11 protein-coding genes are annotated in these 15,861 nt (G+C 71.2%); 5 read left to right on the forward strand and 6 right to left on the reverse strand.

What is annotated here, in order from left to right; translation table 11 throughout:
• Positions 1 to 5: 5 nt before the first annotated feature.
• Complete coding sequence (locus LHA26_RS12575) at positions 6 to 479, reverse strand: Lrp/AsnC family transcriptional regulator (RefSeq protein WP_252165946.1); 474 nt, start codon at positions 477 to 479, stop codon at positions 6 to 8.
• Positions 480 to 598: 119 nt separating this feature from the next.
• Here LHA26_RS12575 and putA point away from each other — a divergent pair, with 119 nt between their 5' ends.
• Positions 599 to 4,207, forward strand: coding sequence for a trifunctional transcriptional regulator/proline dehydrogenase/L-glutamate gamma-semialdehyde dehydrogenase (gene putA / locus LHA26_RS12580; protein ID WP_252165947.1), 3,609 nt, complete (start codon positions 599 to 601; stop codon positions 4,205 to 4,207).
• 99 nt (positions 4,208 to 4,306) lie between these two features.
• Here the strand turns inward: putA and LHA26_RS12585 are convergent, their stop codons facing one another.
• Both LHA26_RS12585 and LHA26_RS12590 read right to left on the reverse strand, forming a co-directional pair.
• Positions 4,307 to 5,656: a UDP-glucose dehydrogenase family protein gene (locus LHA26_RS12585; RefSeq protein ID WP_252165948.1), complete on the reverse strand. Its 1,350-nt coding sequence runs from the start codon at positions 5,654 to 5,656 to the stop codon at positions 4,307 to 4,309.
• 111 nt (positions 5,657 to 5,767) lie between these two features.
• Complete coding sequence (locus tag LHA26_RS12590) at positions 5,768 to 7,636, reverse strand: ATP-binding protein (protein ID WP_252168383.1); 1,869 nt, start codon at positions 7,634 to 7,636, stop codon at positions 5,768 to 5,770.
• A 170-nt stretch (positions 7,637 to 7,806) separates the two neighbouring features.
• On the opposite strand from LHA26_RS12590, the gene LHA26_RS12595 reads away from it, so the two are divergent.
• On the forward strand, positions 7,807 to 8,556 hold the full coding sequence (locus LHA26_RS12595) for a response regulator (RefSeq protein WP_302897995.1): 750 nt from the start codon (positions 7,807 to 7,809) through the stop codon (positions 8,554 to 8,556).
• A gap of 21 nt (positions 8,557 to 8,577) precedes the next feature.
• Here the strand turns inward: LHA26_RS12595 and LHA26_RS12600 are convergent, their stop codons facing one another.
• The gene (locus tag LHA26_RS12600; protein ID WP_252165949.1) at positions 8,578 to 10,407 is read right to left on the reverse strand and encodes a DUF885 domain-containing protein; all 1,830 of its coding nucleotides are present in this window, start codon (positions 10,405 to 10,407) and stop codon (positions 8,578 to 8,580) included.
• 143 nt (positions 10,408 to 10,550) lie between these two features.
• On the opposite strand from LHA26_RS12600, the gene LHA26_RS12605 reads away from it, so the two are divergent.
• On the forward strand, positions 10,551 to 12,341 hold the full coding sequence (locus tag LHA26_RS12605; RefSeq protein ID WP_252165950.1) for a peptide MFS transporter: 1,791 nt from the start codon (positions 10,551 to 10,553) through the stop codon (positions 12,339 to 12,341).
• Entirely contained in the window at positions 12,328 to 13,314 is a 987-nt protein-coding gene (locus tag LHA26_RS12610) for a M48 family metalloprotease (protein ID WP_252165951.1), read from the forward strand. The genes LHA26_RS12605 and LHA26_RS12610 overlap by 14 nt, the downstream gene beginning before the upstream one ends.
• Positions 13,315 to 13,323: 9 nt before the next feature.
• Here the strand turns inward: LHA26_RS12610 and LHA26_RS12615 are convergent, their stop codons facing one another.
• Positions 13,324 to 14,268 carry an L-threonylcarbamoyladenylate synthase gene (locus LHA26_RS12615; protein ID WP_252165952.1) on the reverse strand — a complete coding sequence of 315 codons (945 nt, stop codon included), beginning with the start codon at positions 14,266 to 14,268 and terminating at the stop codon, positions 13,324 to 13,326.
• 134 nt (positions 14,269 to 14,402) lie between these two features.
• Here LHA26_RS12615 and LHA26_RS12620 point away from each other — a divergent pair, with 134 nt between their 5' ends.
• Entirely contained in the window at positions 14,403 to 15,068 is a 666-nt protein-coding gene (locus LHA26_RS12620) for a hypothetical protein (RefSeq protein WP_252165953.1), read from the forward strand.
• A 16-nt stretch (positions 15,069 to 15,084) separates the two neighbouring features.
• On the opposite strand, the gene LHA26_RS12625 is transcribed toward LHA26_RS12620, so the two are convergent.
• Positions 15,085 to 15,786, reverse strand: a complete 702-nt coding sequence (locus LHA26_RS12625; protein ID WP_252165954.1) for a fatty acid desaturase CarF family protein — start codon at positions 15,784 to 15,786, stop codon at positions 15,085 to 15,087.
• Between the last annotated feature and the right edge of the window lie 75 nt (positions 15,787 to 15,861).

Consider the following 15,861-nt stretch of genomic DNA (forward strand, 5'->3'; position numbering starts at 1 on the left):
GGAGGTCAAACCTCGCCCGCCTCGCGCACCGTCTGCATCGCCACATAGGTGGAGGTGCTGGCGACATAAGGGAGGCTCGATATCTTCTCGCCCAGCACCAGCCGGTAGCGGCGGATATCGGTGGTGCGGATCTTGATGAGATAATCGAAGCTGCCCGCGATCATGTGGCATTCCTCCACCTCGGGGATGCGGCGCACCGCCCGGTTGAATTCCTCCAGCGCCTTCTCGCGTGTGTCGGACAGCTTCACCTCGGCGAAGGCGACCTGTTCGAGGCCCAGGCGCGCGGCATCCACCACGGCGCGGAAGCCCAGGATCACGCCCTGCTCGAGCAGCCGCTTGAGCCGGATCTGGCAGGGCGTCTTGGAGAGGCCGACGCGCCGGGCGAGTTCGGTGACGGTCATCCGTCCATCTTCCTGCAGGGCGGTGATGATGGCGCGGTCGAACATGTCGATCCGGGTGGTGCTTTGATTGGCGTCCATATGGTCTGGCTAGAGATCGGTCGTCCGAAAGGCAATCCGCCTAGGATCCGGGAAAGATCAGGTCGGATCGCCCGGCGCCGATCGGCTATGATCCGGGCCTTGTCCGGAGCCGTGCCGCCATGTCCCAGCCTTTCGCCGCCTTCGCCCCGCCGATCCGCCCCGCCACGCCGCTGCGTGCGGCGATCACCGCCGCCTATCGCCGTCCCGAGCCGGACTGTATCGCCGCGCTGCTGCCCGCCGCGCGGGTGACGCCCGAGGCGCGCGCCGCGATCGCCGCCACCGGGCGGCGGCTGGTGGAGGCGCTGCGCGCCAAGGGCGGCGGATCGGGCGTCGAGGGGCTGGTGCGCGAATATGCGCTGTCCAGCCAGGAAGGCGTGGCGCTGATGTGCCTCGCCGAGGCGCTGCTCCGCATCCCCGATGCCGCCACGCGCGATGCACTGATCCGCGACAAGGTCGCCACGGGCGACTGGCGCGCGCATCTGGGGGAGGGGCGATCGCTCTTCGTCAACGCCGCCACCTGGGGGCTGGTGGTCACGGGCCGGCTGACCGCCTCGGTCAATGATCGCGGCCTGGCGGCGGCGCTCACCCGGCTGATCGCGCGGTGCGGCGAGCCGGTGATCCGACGCGGCGTCGACATGGCGATGCGGATGATGGGCGAACAGTTCGTCACCGGCGAGACGATCGGCGAGGCGCTGCGCCGCGCGCGGCCGCTCGAGGCGCGCGGCTTCGCCTATAGCTACGACATGCTCGGCGAGGCGGCGACCACCGCCGCCGATGCCGATCGCTATTATGCCGATTACGAGGCCGCGATCCACGCCATCGGCGCCGCCGCTGCCGGGCGGGGCGTCTATGCCGGGCCGGGCATATCGATCAAATTGTCCGCGCTCCATCCGCGCTATGCCCGCGCCCAGGCGGAGCGCGTGATGGAGGAGCTGCTGCCGCGCGTGGCCGCGCTGTGCGCGCTGGCGCGGCGCTACGATATCGGGCTCAACATCGATGCCGAAGAGGCGGACCGGCTCGAGCTGTCGCTGGACCTGCTGGAGACGCTCAGCCTCGATCCCGCGCTCCAGGGCTGGAACGGGCTCGGCTTCGTGGTGCAGGGCTATGGCAAGCGCTGCCCCTTCGTGATCGACTTCATCATCGATCTCGCGCGCCGATCGGGGCGGCGGATCATGGTGCGGCTGGTCAAGGGCGCCTATTGGGATGCCGAGATCAAGCGCGCGCAGGTCGATGGGCTGGCGGATTTCCCCGTCTATACCCGCAAGATCCATACCGATGTCGCCTATCTCGCCTGTGCCCGCAAATTGCTGGCGGCGCGCGATGCGGTCTTCCCGCAATTCGCCACGCACAATGCCCAGACGCTGGCGAGCATCTACCATCTCGCCGGCCCCGATTTCACGCTCGGCGATTACGAGTTCCAGTGCCTGCACGGCATGGGCGAGCCGCTCTACGACGAGGTGGTGGGGAAGGACAGGCTGGACCGGCCCTGCCGCATCTATGCGCCGGTCGGCACGCACGAGACGCTGCTCGCCTATCTGGTGCGCCGCCTGCTCGAAAACGGCGCCAATTCCTCCTTCGTCAACCGCATCGCCGATCCGACGATCGCGGTGGACGCGCTCCTCGCCGATCCCGCCGAGACGGTCGCCGCCATGCCGGTGCCGGGGGCGCCGCACGAGGCGATCGCGCTGCCGCGCGATCTCTATCCGGATCGCCGCAACTCGGCGGGCCTCGATCTCAGCGACGAGACGGTGCTGGCCGCGCTCGGCACCCGGCTCCATGCCCCGCAGGATTGGATCGCCCGGCCGACGATCGGCGGCGGCGTGGCGCGGCCGGTGCGCAACCCCGGCGATCATCGCGACGAGGTCGGCCGCGTATGGGAAGCGGATGCGGCGGACGCGGACAAGGCGGCGCGCGCCGCCGCCGAGGCCGCGGCATCCTGGGCCGCGACGCCGCCGGCGGAGCGCGCCGCCTGTCTGGACCGCGCCGCCGACGCGATGCAGGCGGCCATGCCGGAGCTGCTCGGGCTGATCGCGCGCGAAGCGGGCAAATCCATCCCGAACGCGATCGCCGAGGTGCGCGAGGCGATCGATTTCCTGCGCTATTACGCGCTCCAGGCGCGCCGCACGCTGGGCCCCGGCCATCGGCCGCTGGGTGTGGTCACCTGCATCAGCCCATGGAATTTCCCGCTGGCCATCTTCACCGGCCAGGTCGCGGCGGCGCTGGTGGCCGGCAATGCGGTGCTCGCCAAGCCGGCGGAGGAGACGCCGCTCACCGCCGCCGCCGGGGTGCGCCTGCTGCACGCGGCGGGGGTGCCCGAGGCCGCGTTGCAGCTGGTGCCGGGCGATGGCGCGGTGGGCGCCGCGCTCGTCGCCGCGCCCGCCACCGCCGGGGTGATGTTCACCGGCTCGACCGAGGTGGCGCGCCTCATCCAGGCGCAACTGGCCGCGCGCCTGGACGAGGATGGCCGGCCGCTCCCGCTGATCGCGGAGACAGGCGGGCAGAACGCCATGATCGTCGATTCCTCGGCGCTGGCCGAACAGGTGGTGGCCGATGTGCTGGCCTCGGCCTTCGACAGCGCCGGCCAGCGCTGCTCGGCGCTGCGCCTGCTCTGCCTGCAGGAGGATGTCGCCGATCGCATTCTCGCCATGCTGCGCGGCGCGCTCGCCGAGATGCGGGTGGTGCCCACCGATCGCCTCGCCGCCGATATCGGCCCGGTGATCACCGCCGAGGCGCGGGGCGGGATCGAGGCGCATGTCGAAGCGATGCGCCAGCGCGGCGCCTCGGTCACCAGGCTGCCGCTGAGCCCGGCGACCGGCTTCGGCACCTTCGTGGCGCCCACCATCATCGAGATCGGCAGCGTCGCCATGCTCGAGCGCGAGGTGTTCGGCCCGGTGCTGCACGTGCTGCGCTATCGCCGCGACGGGCTGGACGCGCTGATCGATGCGATCAACGCCACCGGCTATGGTCTCACCTTCGGCCTGCACACGCGGCTGGATGCGACGGTGGCGCATGTCAGCCGCCGCGTGCGGGCGGGCAATCTCTACATCAACCGCAACATGATCGGCGCGGTGGTGGGGGTGCAGCCCTTTGGCGGACGCGGCCTTTCCGGCACCGGCCCGAAGGCCGGCGGCCCGCTCTATCTCGGGCGGCTGGTGCGCGCGCCGTTCGTGCCGCCGCAGCACCGGCCGGGTGGCGACGCGGCGGCGCTGACCGCCTTCGCACAATGGCTGGATCGCGCCGCGCTCGGCGTCACCGGGGCGGAGGCGCGGCGGCTGGCCGAGGGCTCGGCGCTGGGTCACGAGATCGAGCTGCCGGGGCCGGTGGGCGAGCGCAACCTCTATGCGCTGCACCCGCGCGGGCGCGTGGCGGCGCTGGGCGGAACGGCCGCCGGTCTCGCGCGGCAGATCGCCGCCATCCTCGCCACGGGCAATGTCGCGATCGTGCCCGAGGCGCAGCGCGCCGCCTTCGCCGATCTGCCCGCCAGCCTGGCCGAAGCGGTGCAGTTCGTGGCGGACTGGCGCGCGGCGGGGCCCTATGACGCGGCGCTGGTGGAGGGGCCGGCCGATGCGGTGCAGCCGCTGCTCGCCGCCATCGCCGCCCTGCCGGGGCCGATCCCGCTGGTGCAGTCCGGACCGGACTATCAGCTCGACTGGCTGCTGGAGGAGGTCGTCACCTCGATCAACACCACTGCCGCCGGCGGCAATGCCAGCCTGATGACGATCGGCTGACGCCGGCCCGGCGCCGCCTGACCCACAGCAAAAGGGGCGCGCGACCTAAAGGTCGCGCGCCCCTTTTCGTATCCGCCCGCACCGGGCGGCGGCCGCCGCTTAGGAGGCGGCGCGCGCCGTCTGCGGCAGGCCGACGGGCCGGCTCGCCTTGCCGATGCCGACATAGGCGAGGCCCGCCTTGGCGGCTTCCTCGTGCGAATAGACGTTGCGCAAATCGACCAGCAGCGGATTGCGCGCGAGGCTGGCGATGCGCTTCAGATCGAGCGCGCGATAGGCGTCCCACTCGGTGACGATGACGACCGCGTCGGCATCCTTCGCCGTCTCATAGGCACCCTCGCAGAACTCGACGCCGGTGAGCATCTTGCTCGCCTGCTCCACGCCCTCGGGATCGCAGGCGCGGACCGTGGCGCCCTCGTCCTGAAGCGCCTGGACGATCGCGATCGCGGGCGAGTCGCGCATATCGTCGGTGTTGGGCTTGAAGGTGAGGCCGAGCAGCGCCACCGTCTTGCCGGCGGCCTCGCCACCCATGGCCTTGATGATCTTGCGGCCCATGGCGCGCTTGCGGCCGTCATTCACCGACACCACCGCCTCGACGATGCGCAGCGGCACGTCGCACTGCTCGGCGCTCTGAAGCAGCGCGAGCGTGTCCTTGGGGAAGCAGGAGCCGCCATAGCCGGGGCCGGCATGGAGGAACTTGCGGCCGATGCGGTTATCGAGCCCGATGCCGCGCGCCACCTCCTGCACATCCGCGCCCGCCGCCTCGCAGAGATCGGCGATCTCGTTGATGAAGGTGATCTTGGTCGCGAGGAAGGCGTTGGCGGCGTATTTGATGATCTCGGCGGTGCGGCGGCTGGTGAACACCACGGGCGCCGACTGGTTGAGCGAGAGCGGGCGATAGACCTGGGCCAGCACCTCGCGCGCGCCCTCGTCCTCGACGCCGCAGACCACGCGGTCCGGGCGCTTGAAATCCTCGATCGCCGCGCCTTCGCGCAGGAATTCGGGGTTGGAGGCGACGCGGATCGTCAGGTTCGGGGCGGTATCGCGCACGATCCGCTCCACCTTGTCGCCGGTGCCGACCGGCACGGTCGACTTGGTGACGAGCACCGCGTCACGATCGAGATGCCGCGCCACTTCCTCGGCGGCGGCGAAGACATAGGAGAGATCGGCATGGCCGTCGCCCCGGCGCGAGGGCGTGCCGACCGCGATGAACACCGCATCCGCGCCCTTCACCGCCTCGGCCACGTCGGTGGTGAAGGACAGGCGGCCGGCCTTGACGTTGCTGGCGACGAGCTGGTCCAGCCCCGGCTCGTAGATGGGCATGATGTTCTGGTGCAGACGCTCGATCTTGCCGGCATCCTTGTCGACGCAGACCACCTCGTGGCCGAAATCGGAGAAGCACGCCCCCGAGACCAGCCCCACATAGCCCGTACCGATCATAGCGATTCGCATGTCACGTCCCTCAGCAGACCTCGGCGGCTTTGTAGCGATAATGCTGCAAGAGCGAAATAATTTTCGCCCGGGACGGGCACGGACTGTCCCATTTGGGGGTGGTCCGCGGCCTCAGCCCGGACGTGGCGCGAAGGCGAGCGGCAGCCGGAGCTGGGCGGCGAAACCGCGCGCCGAGCGTACCAGCCGGACATCGCCGCCATGCGCGCGCGCGATCGAGCGGCACACGGCCAGGCCGAGCCCGCTGCCCGTCTTGCCCGATTCGTCGGCATTGGCGGCGCGGTAGAAGGGCTCGAACACGCGCTCCATCTCCTCGTCGGGCAGGCCGGGGCCGTCGTCGCCGATCTCGGCCACCGCGCTGCCTTCCTCGACATGCAGGCGGATGCGCGCGCGCTGCCCGTATTTGACCGCATTCTCGACGAGATTGGCGAGCAGCCGGCGCATGCCGAGCACATCCACCTCGACCGGCGCGGCGCTCGCCTCCTCGATCCGCACATCGCCCCCGATCAGCGCCGCGTCCTGCGCGACATCCTCCACCAACACCGCCAGATCCAGCCGCTCGCGCAGATTGGGGGTGGAGGCATCGCGCACAAAGGCGAGCACCGAGGCGATCATCGCCTCCATTTCCGCAATCTCCTGGCTCATGCCCTCGCGCGCGGCCTCGTCCTCGATATCCTCGATGCGGAAGCGCAGCCGGGTGAGCGGGGTGCGCAGATCGTGGCTGATCGCGCCGACCATCGCGGTCCGATCGTCGACGAAGCTGCGCAGGCGCGTGTGCATCAGCGTGAAGGCGCGGGCGGCGCGGCCCAGCTCGGCGGGGCCGTCCAGCGTCAAGGTGGTCGCCGCCGAAGGGTCGCGGCCCAGCTGCTCGGCGGCGCTGGTGAAGCGCGCGAGCGGCCGCACGATCCGCCGCGCGAACAGCCAGCCCAGCGGCGCCACCAGCGCGAAGGCGATCAGGAACCACAGGATCACGCGCCGCTGCCAGGCATTGGGAAAGCCCTGGGGCTCGGGCTGCACCACCGCCCAGCGGCCATCGCGGAGCCGCGCCGCCGCGATGAAATCGCCCCCGACAAAGGGCGCCGGCGCGAGGCCGAACAGCGCGGGCGCGGGCGGCGCCGCGGGCGAGGGGCCGGCCGGCGCGGGCGACGCGACAAAGGGCATCGGCAGCGGCGTGGCGTCGAGCGGCGCCGGCGACGGCGTGCGGTGCGGCGGCGGCGCGGCATTGGCCGTCGCGGCGGGCGCGGGCGCGGGATCGCTCCGGTTCGCCGCTGCCGGGGCAGGGGCAGGCGCGGCGGGGGGTGCGGGCGCGGCGGCGTTGGCCTGGCCGCCATCGGGGTTGACCGGCTGGCGATCCAGATCGGCGGGCGAGGGCGCGGCGGCGGGCGCGGGGCGTTCGCTCCGCGCCGGGTCGGCGGCGCGCGCGGGCAGGCCCGGATCGAGCGGCCCGAATCCGCCCCGGCGCCAGCCGTCGCCGCCCGGCCAGCCCCAGCCGCCAAAGCCCGGCCCCGGCCCGCGCCGGCCGCCGCCCGGCCCGGCATCGGCCAGCAGCGCGATCCGCTGCAGCGGCGTATCGGGCGCGGGCAGCGGTTCGGGCGCGGTCATCCAGCGGATCGGCCGCATCTCGGGCATGGGCTCGGGCAGGGGCGTGATGCCGTTGAGCGGCAGCGGCGCATAGAAGGCGAGGCGCACCTCGTCCGGCCGCAGCCCCAGCGCGGCGGCGAGCTGGCGCCGCGCGGGATCGGAGACGAACCAGCCCGGGCCGCCGATCTTGGGCGGCGCCGCCTCGAGCCGCCGCCGCAGCCGCGCATGGCGCGCGTCGCGGCCGGCGAGCGCCGCGACGATATCCTGGAAGCGATGCTCGGCCGGCGGCGCCGGCGGCAGCACCAGCGTGAGCAGCAGCGTGACCAGCTGCGCCACGATCAGCCCGCCGAGCAGCAGTGCCAGGATCTGGAAGACGATTGGCGGCTCGCGCCAGCCCCGCATTGTCCGCAAGCCCGCTCCACCCCTGCGCCGATCCGCCCGCGATCACGGCCGCGCGAGCCGGCGCTATCGCCCGCGCGCCCGCCGGCCATATGTCGGCGCATGACGGGCTGTAGCAGAAAAACGTCGCCAAACGCGATCTTTGCGCAAGCTTGGGCTGGCAAGCCGCCGCAATGACCGCCATTTCTGCCGCCATGGACCTCGCCACCCACATCCTCATCGTCGATGACGATGCCGGCATCCGGACGCTGATCTCCTCCTTTCTCGAGAAGCATGGCTATCGCACCGATACCGCCGCCGACCCGATCGAGATGCGCGACCGGCTGGCCGCCGGACGCTATGATCTGATCGTGCTGGACGTGATGATGCCGCGCGAGGACGGGCTGAGCGCGTTGCGCGGCCTCCAGCGCGAGGCCGACGCGCCGCCCGTCATCATCCTCTCGGCGGTAGGCACCGATATCGACCGGATCGTCGGGCTCGAAATGGGCGCCGAGGATTATCTGGCCAAGCCGTGCAACCCCCGCGAGCTGCTCGCCCGCATCCGCACCGTGCTGCGCCGGCGCGAGACCCGCGCCGAGCCCGCCGAGCCCCAGGCCCCGCGCGAGGGCGTGGCGCGCTTCGCGGGCTGGGCGATCGATCTAATCGGCCGCACGCTCACCAACCGGGCCGGCGCGATCGTCCAGCTGTCCGATGCCGAGTTCCGGTTGATGAAGGCCTTTGTCGAGCATCCCCGCCGCGTGCTCAGCCGCGACCAGCTGCTCGACTATTCCGCCGGCCAGGAGACGGAGATCTACGACCGCGCGATCGATGTGCAGGTCAGCCGGCTGCGGCGCCGCCTCGCCGGACATGACGGGGGCGGCGCGCTGATCCGCACCGTTCGCAACGAGGGCTATATGTTCGTGCCCACCGTGCTGCGCGGCTGAGCCGGGCCGCCCCGGCCCGCGTCAGGCGCGGGCCTGGGCGGCCAGCCAGCGCTCGCCGGTCTGCTGGAGAATGTCCAGCGGCACTCGGCCCGGCGCCAGCACGGCATCGTGGAACGCCTTGATATCGAAGCGTGGCCCCAGCTGCGCCTGGGCCTGGCTTCGCAAGCCGGTAAACACCGAATGGCCGAGCTTATACGCACAGGCCTGGCCCGGCGTCGCGCAATAGCGCTCCACCTCGCGCGCCGCGAAGCCGGGCGCCTCGCCCTCCTGCTCGACGAAATAGGCGATCGCCTGCTCGCGGCCCCAGCGATAGCGGTGGATGCCCGTATCCACGACGCAGCGATTGGCGCGGAAGAGCTGGAATTTGAGATAGCCGAGCCGGCCGAGCGGGTCCGCATCGTAGAGGCCCATCTCGTCGGCGAGCTGTTCGGCGTACAAGGCCCAGCCCTCGCCATAGCCGGAAAAGCCGCCCGTCTTGCGGATCAGCGGCAGATCGCGGTTGGACAGAGCGAGCCCGCCTTCGAACTGATGCCCCGGCAGCCCTTCATGGAAGACGGTGGTGGCGAGGCAGAATTTCGGCCATTCGGCGGTGTCGTGGAGGTTGAAATAGACGAGGCCGGGGCGCGATCCGTCCAGCGCGGGCGGCTGGGAGAAGGCGGAGGCGGCGCCCAGCTCGGTCTGCGGCGGCACGCGCCGCACCTCGAAGCCATAGTCCGGCACGCGCGAAAAGACGCTGGGCAGGCGCGTGCGGATCGCCGCCAGCCGATCGTTGCAATAGGCGATCGCGGCGGCCTTGCCGGCATCGGTGTTGGGGTAGAGCTGGCTCGGGTCCTTGTAGAGCGCCGCCATCCGCGCGCCGATCGTGCCCTTGCTGAAGCCCTGGGCGCGCAACAGCTGATCCAGCCGCGCGCGGATCGCCTGCGCCTGATCCAGGCCGAAGCGATGCACCTCCTCGGCCGAGCGGCTGGACGTGGTGGTGGTGCGAAGCGCCACCGCGTAGAATTCGGCGCCCTGCGGCAGGCGCCACACCCCGGCCTCGTGCGTCGCCCCGGCGCGGAGCGCGCGCGCCTCGGCGATCTGGCGGTCGAGCGCGGGGAGGATGGTCGCCGTATACAGCCGCGCGGCCTGATCGGCATAGCGCGGCGACAGGCCCTTGGCGGCGGCGCGGCGCGCGATCGACTGGACCAGCAGCGCCTGGCTGGCGGGCACGCGCAGCGCGGTCAGCTGCTTGAGCGTGAGGTCCAGCAGAAAGTCCGGCGGCGCGACGCCCGCGCCGGCATCGTGCCGCATCCGTCCGGTCTCGGCGTCGAGCTGCGCCGCGAAGCCGGCGAGCCGGCTCAGATAGGCCTCGGCATCGGCGGCGGTGGCGATCGGATGCTTGGTATCGAGGAAATCCGGCACCGATTGATAGGCGCCGGTGATCTGGCTCACCACATAGGGCGAAGGGCCATAGCCCGCGCCGCCGAAATCAAAGGCCTGCACCGCCTCGGTGGCGCGACGGGTGTAGAGCACCACGTCATAGTCGAGCCGGTCGGCGGCGCCGAGCCGGGCGGGATCGATCGCGGCCAGCCGCGCCAGCTGGGCGCGGTTGAGCGCGCGCGCGGCGGCGCGGCCGGCATCGGACACGTCGCTCAGCCGGGCGCGCAGATCGGCATCGGCGCCGGTATCGAGGCCGAGCTGGGTGGCGCCCTCGGGCCGCTGGCGCAGGCCCTCGCGGAAGAATTGATCGAGAAGCTGCGCGAATTCGGGATCGCGTCCGGCGGCGGGCGCCGGTGCGGCGTGCAGGCCCGCCGTGGCGACGGCCGCGCCCCCGGCGGCGGAGGCGAGCAAAAAGGTACGACGGCTCAACATCTTGGCGTTCCCCGCGCAGGCTGCCCCCCGGCCTCGTGACTATCGGCCAGGGCGGGAAGGCTTGGCAAGCGGCGCCGTGCCTGTATCGTCGCGGCCTTTCCGGGCCGCCACCTTGGCAGGCCCGTCCTGAATGCGGAGTCTTCATGGTTCTTCCCGATGCGGATGCCACCACCGAGGCGCTGAGCGGCCATGTCAGCCGCAGCGACGGCGACACCTGGTTCGGCCATCCCCGGCAGCTGGCGCGGCTGTTCACGATCGAGGCGTGGGAGCGTTTCGGCTATTACGGCATGCGCGCGCTGCTGGTGCTGTATCTCACCAACCATTTCCTCTTCTCCGATCGCGCGGCGAGCGGAATCTATGGCGGATACACCGCGCTGGTCTATCTCACCCCGCTGATCGGCGGCTGGCTGGCGGACAATTATCTCGGCTCCAAACGCTCGGTGAAGTTCGGCGCGGTGCTGATGGCGGCGGGCTATTTCACCCTCTGCTTCGGCGGCCAGCCGGCCGCGCCCTTTGCCGTGATCGACGGCCAGCGCTACGCGGTGCAGGTGGATCAAACGGCCGGGAAGAAGCAGCAATATCTGGTCGACCAGGGCCAGAAGCTGGCGATCCGCGGACGCGAGGATGGCGCGGTCGAGCTGGTCGGCGCGGACGGGCAGGTCGCCCGCACCGTCGCCAAGGGCCATTTCACCGCCGATGGCGCGCGCTCGCCGCTGTTCACCGCGCTGATGCTGCTCGGCCTGTCCGCCATCACCATCGGCAACGGCTTCTTCAAGCCCAACATCTCCACCATCGTCGGCGCGCTCTATGCGCAGGGCGATCGCCGCCGCGATGCCGGCTTCACCATCTTCTACATGGGCATCAATCTCGGCTCGCTGTTCAGCCAATTCCTCTGCCCACTGCTCGCCACGCTCTATGGCTGGTGGGCGGGCTTCCTGCTGGCCGCCGTGGGGATGAGCGCGTCCTGGGCGCTGATGCAGTTCGATGGCGGGCGGCTGGCGGGCTATGGCGAGCCGCCGGCGCGGGGCAGGGATCGCAGCCTGCTGATCTACGCGCTCGCGCTGCTGTGCGTGCCCTTCGCCTGGCTGCTCTACAGCAACCTCGTCAACACGCCGGAGCAGGCGCCGGGCAGCGGGCTGCTCGGCTATGTGCTGGCGCTGCCGATCATGGGCAAGGTGCTGTTCTTCACCTTCCTCGTCTCGATGGTCGCGATCCCGATCTGGTCGTGGCGATCGGGCACGCGGCAGGAGGCGCAGATGATGCTGGCGGCCATCCTGATGCTGGTGTTCAACGTCTTCTTCATGACGCTGTTCGAGCAGGCGGGCTCGTCGCTCACCCTGTTCGCGGACCGCAACACCAATCTTTCGGTGTTCGGGCTCTTCTCCATGTCCGCCGGCCAGACCCAGGTGTTCAACCCGCTTTCCATCGTGGTGCTGGCGCCGCTCGTGTCGGCGCTGTGGGCGGGGCTGGCCAAGCGCGGGCTCGAGCCCTCGATCCCGGTCAAGTTCGCCTTCGCCCTGTTCGGCGCGGGGCTCGGCTTCTTCGTGCTGGTCTTTGCCGGCCATTACAGCGTCGGCGCCGATTTCCGGGTGTCGATCGGCTGGCTGGCGCTGCTCTACGTCTTCCATTCGGCGGCCGAGCTGTGCATCCAGCCGGTGGGCCTGTCGATGATCACCAAGCTCGCCATGGCGCGGATCGTCGGCATGATGATGGGCATGTGGTTCCTCTCCATCTCGGTCGCCCAATATGTGGCGGGCGCGGTGGCGCAGATCGCCTCGGTGGAGACGGTCGGCGGCGAGATCACCAATCCCAAGCTCAGCCTCGATACCTATCTCTCCGTGTTCCAGACGATCGGGCTGATCGCGATCGCCGCCGGCGCGGTGCTGCTGCTGCTCGCGCCGGTGATCAAGCGCCTGATGCATGGGGTGCGCTAGACGCATCGCGGCGGCGGCGGCGCTGGCCGGCCTCGCCGGAGCGGCGCCCGCCGCGCGCGTTCCGGGCGAGTTGACGGCCGCGCTCGCCGCGCTCGCCGCCAAGGATCTGCGCGTGGCGAGCGTCGCCTATCGGCTCCAGACGGCGGGGCTGCCGCTGTGCCGCGCGCGCACCGCGCTGCCGGGGCTGATCGTGCAGGACGCGGCCCAATATCGCGCCGATCTCCGCCCGGCGATGGCGGCGCTCTACCATGTCGGGCCCTATCCGGCGGTGACGGGGGTGGTGGCGGGCGGCCCCGCCGATCGCGCCGGGCTGAGCCCGGGCGACGAGATCCTCGCGCTCGGCGGCACGCGGCTGGCGCCGGCCACGCCGCGCGCCGGCGGCGCCGACGGCCGCCGCTTCACCGCGATCATGGATCGGCTGGGCCAGGCCTTTGCGCGCGGCCCGGTGACGCTGACGATCCGCCGTGCCGGCGTGGTGACGACGCGGCGCATCACCGGCCGCCCCGCCTGCGCCTCCACCGTCCAGCTCGATCTCGCCGCCACGCGCAACGCCGGCGCGGACGGCCGCACCGTCACCGTCACCCAGGGGCTGCTCGACAGCGTGGAGAGCGACGACGAGCTGGCCTTCGTGATCGGCCACGAACTGGCGCACAACATCCTCGGCCATCGCCATCTGCGCGAGCAGGGCTGGCGCTGGACGCGTGTCGCGGCGAATCGCGAAACCGAGCGCGAGGCCGATTATTACGGCGTCTTCCTCGCCGATTGGGCGGGCTATGATGCGGGCGCGGCGCTGCGCTTCTGGCAGCGCATCGGCCATGGCTCGTGGCTGGCGGAGGTGTTTGGCGACGGCACGCATCCGGGCGATCGCAGCCGTATGGCGGCGCTCAGCCGCGAGGTCGCGCAGATCCGCGCCGCGCGCCGCGCGCACCGTCGCCCGATGCCGGACTATGCCGCCTTCCGGCGCGGCGGCTGAGAGGGGGCGTCAGCGCGGCGCGGCGGCGCGGCGCAGGCGATCGTTGATCGCGGCGCCGAGCCCGGTGTCGGGCACCGGCGCCACGGCGATGCGCGCGCGGCCCGAGACATCGGCGCGGTGCAGGGCGGCGAACAGCCGCGCCGCCGCCTCCACCAGATCGCCCCGGGGCGAAAGGCTGTCGTCGCCGGCCACGGCCCCGAAGCCGATCAGCCATTCGTCCGCTGCCGCCGCGGTCGCGTCGAGCCGCAGCGGCGCGGCGGGCGCATAGTGGCTGGCGAGCTGGCCGGGCGCCTCGATCGCGCCGCCGGCCGCCTCCGCCACGACCGCGAGGCCGCTCGCGGCCTGAAGCGCGTCCGCCGTGACGGGGCCCGGCCGCAACAGGCGGATCCGCGCCGCCATGGGCGCGGCGATGGTGGATTCCAGGCCATGGCCGGTTTCGCCATCGTCGAGCACCAGCGGGATGCGGCCATCGAGCGTGGCGAGGACATGCGCGGCGCTGGTGGGGCTGATCCGCCCGCTGGCATTGGCGGAGGGCGCGGCGAGCGGACGGCCCGCGGCGGCGAGCAGCGCCTGCATCACCGGATGCGCGGGCAGGCGAAGCGCCACCGTATCCAGCCCGGCGGTGGCGAGCGCGGCGATCGGCGCCTGCGGACGGCGCGGCAGCACCAGCGTGAGCGGGCCGGGCCAAAACGCCTCAGCCAGCCGCCGCGCGACCGGATCGAGGATCGCGATCGTCTCGGCGGTGGCGAGATCGGGCACATGCACGATCAGCGGGTTGAAGCTCGGCCTGCCCTTGGCGGCATAGATGCGCGCCACCGCCTCGCCATTGCCGGCATCGGCGGCAAGGCCATAGACGGTCTCGGTCGGCACGGCGACGGCCGCGCCCGCGCGAATCAGCGCGGCGGCGCTTTGGATCGCCTCCGGGGTGGCGGGCAGGCGGAGCGTGCTGGTCATGCCGGGCGGGCTAGCCGCTGATCGCCGCCGGCAAAAGCCCCCGCCGCCCCCAAGCCCCACGCGGACCGCCCATAAGCTGACGCTTCGTTAACCATCTTGTGCGATCTAAGCCATTGTCCGGTTTGGGAGTTTCTATGTTGCGTCTTGCGTACCCCGCGCTTTTGCTGAGCCTCGCCGCCGCGCCCGCCTGCGCCCTGCCTTTCGCGCCGCCGATCACCGTCGGCGTGACGGGCGGGACTTTGGGCGTCGGGCCGGAGATCAGCTATCGTCCGCTGCCGCTGATCGCGCTGCGCGCCTCGGCGACCTTTCTGGGGGTCAACGGCCATGGCCATGTCTCCAGCTATCGCTATGACGGTCATGCCCGGCTGCGCAATTTCGGTGGTTCGATCGATCTTCATCCCTTCGCCAACGGCTTCCGCCTGTCCGCCGGGCTGCGTTCCACCAGCGGCAACCGCATCCGCTTCGCCGGCATGGCGCGCACCCCGCAGACCTATGGCGGCATGACCTTCTCGCCCGAGGAGGCGGGCACGCTGAGCGGCACCATCCGCACCCGCTCGGTATCGCCGCTGGCGACGATCGGCTATAGCCACAGCACGCTTTCGGGCCTCACCTTCGGCATCGATGGCGGCGTGATGTTCCACGGCCGTCCGCGCGTCGAGGATCTGGTGGCGACCGGCGAACTCGGCAGCAACCCCTATGCGCAGACCGAATTGGCGCGCCAGGAGCAGCGGCTGCGCGACCGCGTGGACAATTACCCCTATTATCCGGTCGTCCAGCTGAGCCTGGGCTACCGATTCTGACGCGCAGGACGGGGCCTTATTGGGGGATAAGGCCCTCGTCCGGCAGATAGCCGCGCCGCCGGAGCGCGACAAAGGCGCGATTGAGCACGGGATTGGACCATCCGTTGATCGTGGAGAAATCCTGCGCCAGCGTCGCGTGATGGGCGACATGATCGGCCGGCTGCATCAGCAGCCCCAGCCGCCGCATCACCCGCACCGTCAGCGGCACGTCGGCCCGGTGCAGCGTGCCGTGGAAATATTGCGCGAAGCTCGCCCCGATGGTGAAGGCGATCATCGCCGCCAGCAGCCAGCGCGGCAGCGGCAGCAGCAGAAAGGCCGCGTTGGCGAGGAGCGCGAAGGGCAGGGTGGTGAAGAGGATGGTCGAGCCGATCTGATGCAGCATCGTCCGCCGTCCCAGCGCATCGGGGCGGGGATGGTGGTTCTTGAAATCGTAGATCAGCCGCTCCAGCGGATTGAGCTGGCCGAAGACGCGATCGCGCAGCGCCAGATACTCGGCCGATTCCCGCGAGCCGGTGTAGAAGAAGAGCTGATCCAGCCCGATCCCGGCGCGTGATGGCTTATAGTCCATATACATATGGACGACGCCCGACATCATGTCGGCAAGATACCAGCCCAGCAGCGCGGCCGGCAGCATCCAGAGGCTGAGCGCGCTCAGCATCCACGCGCAATCGACGGCGAGGAGTGCGGCAAGCGCGGCGAGGGCGAGGCGGATCGTCATCGTCGCCGCTCATAGCCTTGATCGCGCCGGCTTTCCATCCGGCGCTTCCGCTTTGCGCGATCAGCCTCTAGAGCG

It is taken from the genome of Sphingomonas morindae (genome assembly GCF_023822065.1).
GTDB classification, from domain to species: Bacteria; Pseudomonadota; Alphaproteobacteria; order Sphingomonadales; family Sphingomonadaceae; genus Solisphingomonas; species Solisphingomonas morindae.

Coding starts and splice junctions, on each gene's coding strand:
- LHA26_RS12575 (WP_252165946.1), bottom strand. CDS start 479: ATGGACGCCAATCAAAGCACCACCCGGATCGACATGTTCGACCGCGCC.
- putA (WP_252165947.1), top strand. CDS start 599: ATGTCCCAGCCTTTCGCCGCCTTCGCCCCGCCGATCCGCCCCGCCACG.
- LHA26_RS12585 (WP_252165948.1), bottom strand. CDS start 5,656: ATGCGAATCGCTATGATCGGTACGGGCTATGTGGGGCTGGTCTCGGGG.
- LHA26_RS12590 (WP_252168383.1), bottom strand. CDS start 7,636: ATGCGGGGCTGGCGCGAGCCGCCAATCGTCTTCCAGATCCTGGCACTG.
- LHA26_RS12595 (WP_302897995.1), top strand. CDS start 7,807: ATGACCGCCATTTCTGCCGCCATGGACCTCGCCACCCACATCCTCATC.
- LHA26_RS12600 (WP_252165949.1), bottom strand. CDS start 10,407: ATGTTGAGCCGTCGTACCTTTTTGCTCGCCTCCGCCGCCGGGGGCGCG.
- LHA26_RS12605 (WP_252165950.1), top strand. CDS start 10,551: ATGGTTCTTCCCGATGCGGATGCCACCACCGAGGCGCTGAGCGGCCAT.
- LHA26_RS12610 (WP_252165951.1), top strand. CDS start 12,328: ATGGGGTGCGCTAGACGCATCGCGGCGGCGGCGGCGCTGGCCGGCCTC.
- LHA26_RS12615 (WP_252165952.1), bottom strand. CDS start 14,268: ATGACCAGCACGCTCCGCCTGCCCGCCACCCCGGAGGCGATCCAAAGC.
- LHA26_RS12620 (WP_252165953.1), top strand. CDS start 14,403: ATGTTGCGTCTTGCGTACCCCGCGCTTTTGCTGAGCCTCGCCGCCGCG.
- LHA26_RS12625 (WP_252165954.1), bottom strand. CDS start 15,786: ATGACGATCCGCCTCGCCCTCGCCGCGCTTGCCGCACTCCTCGCCGTC.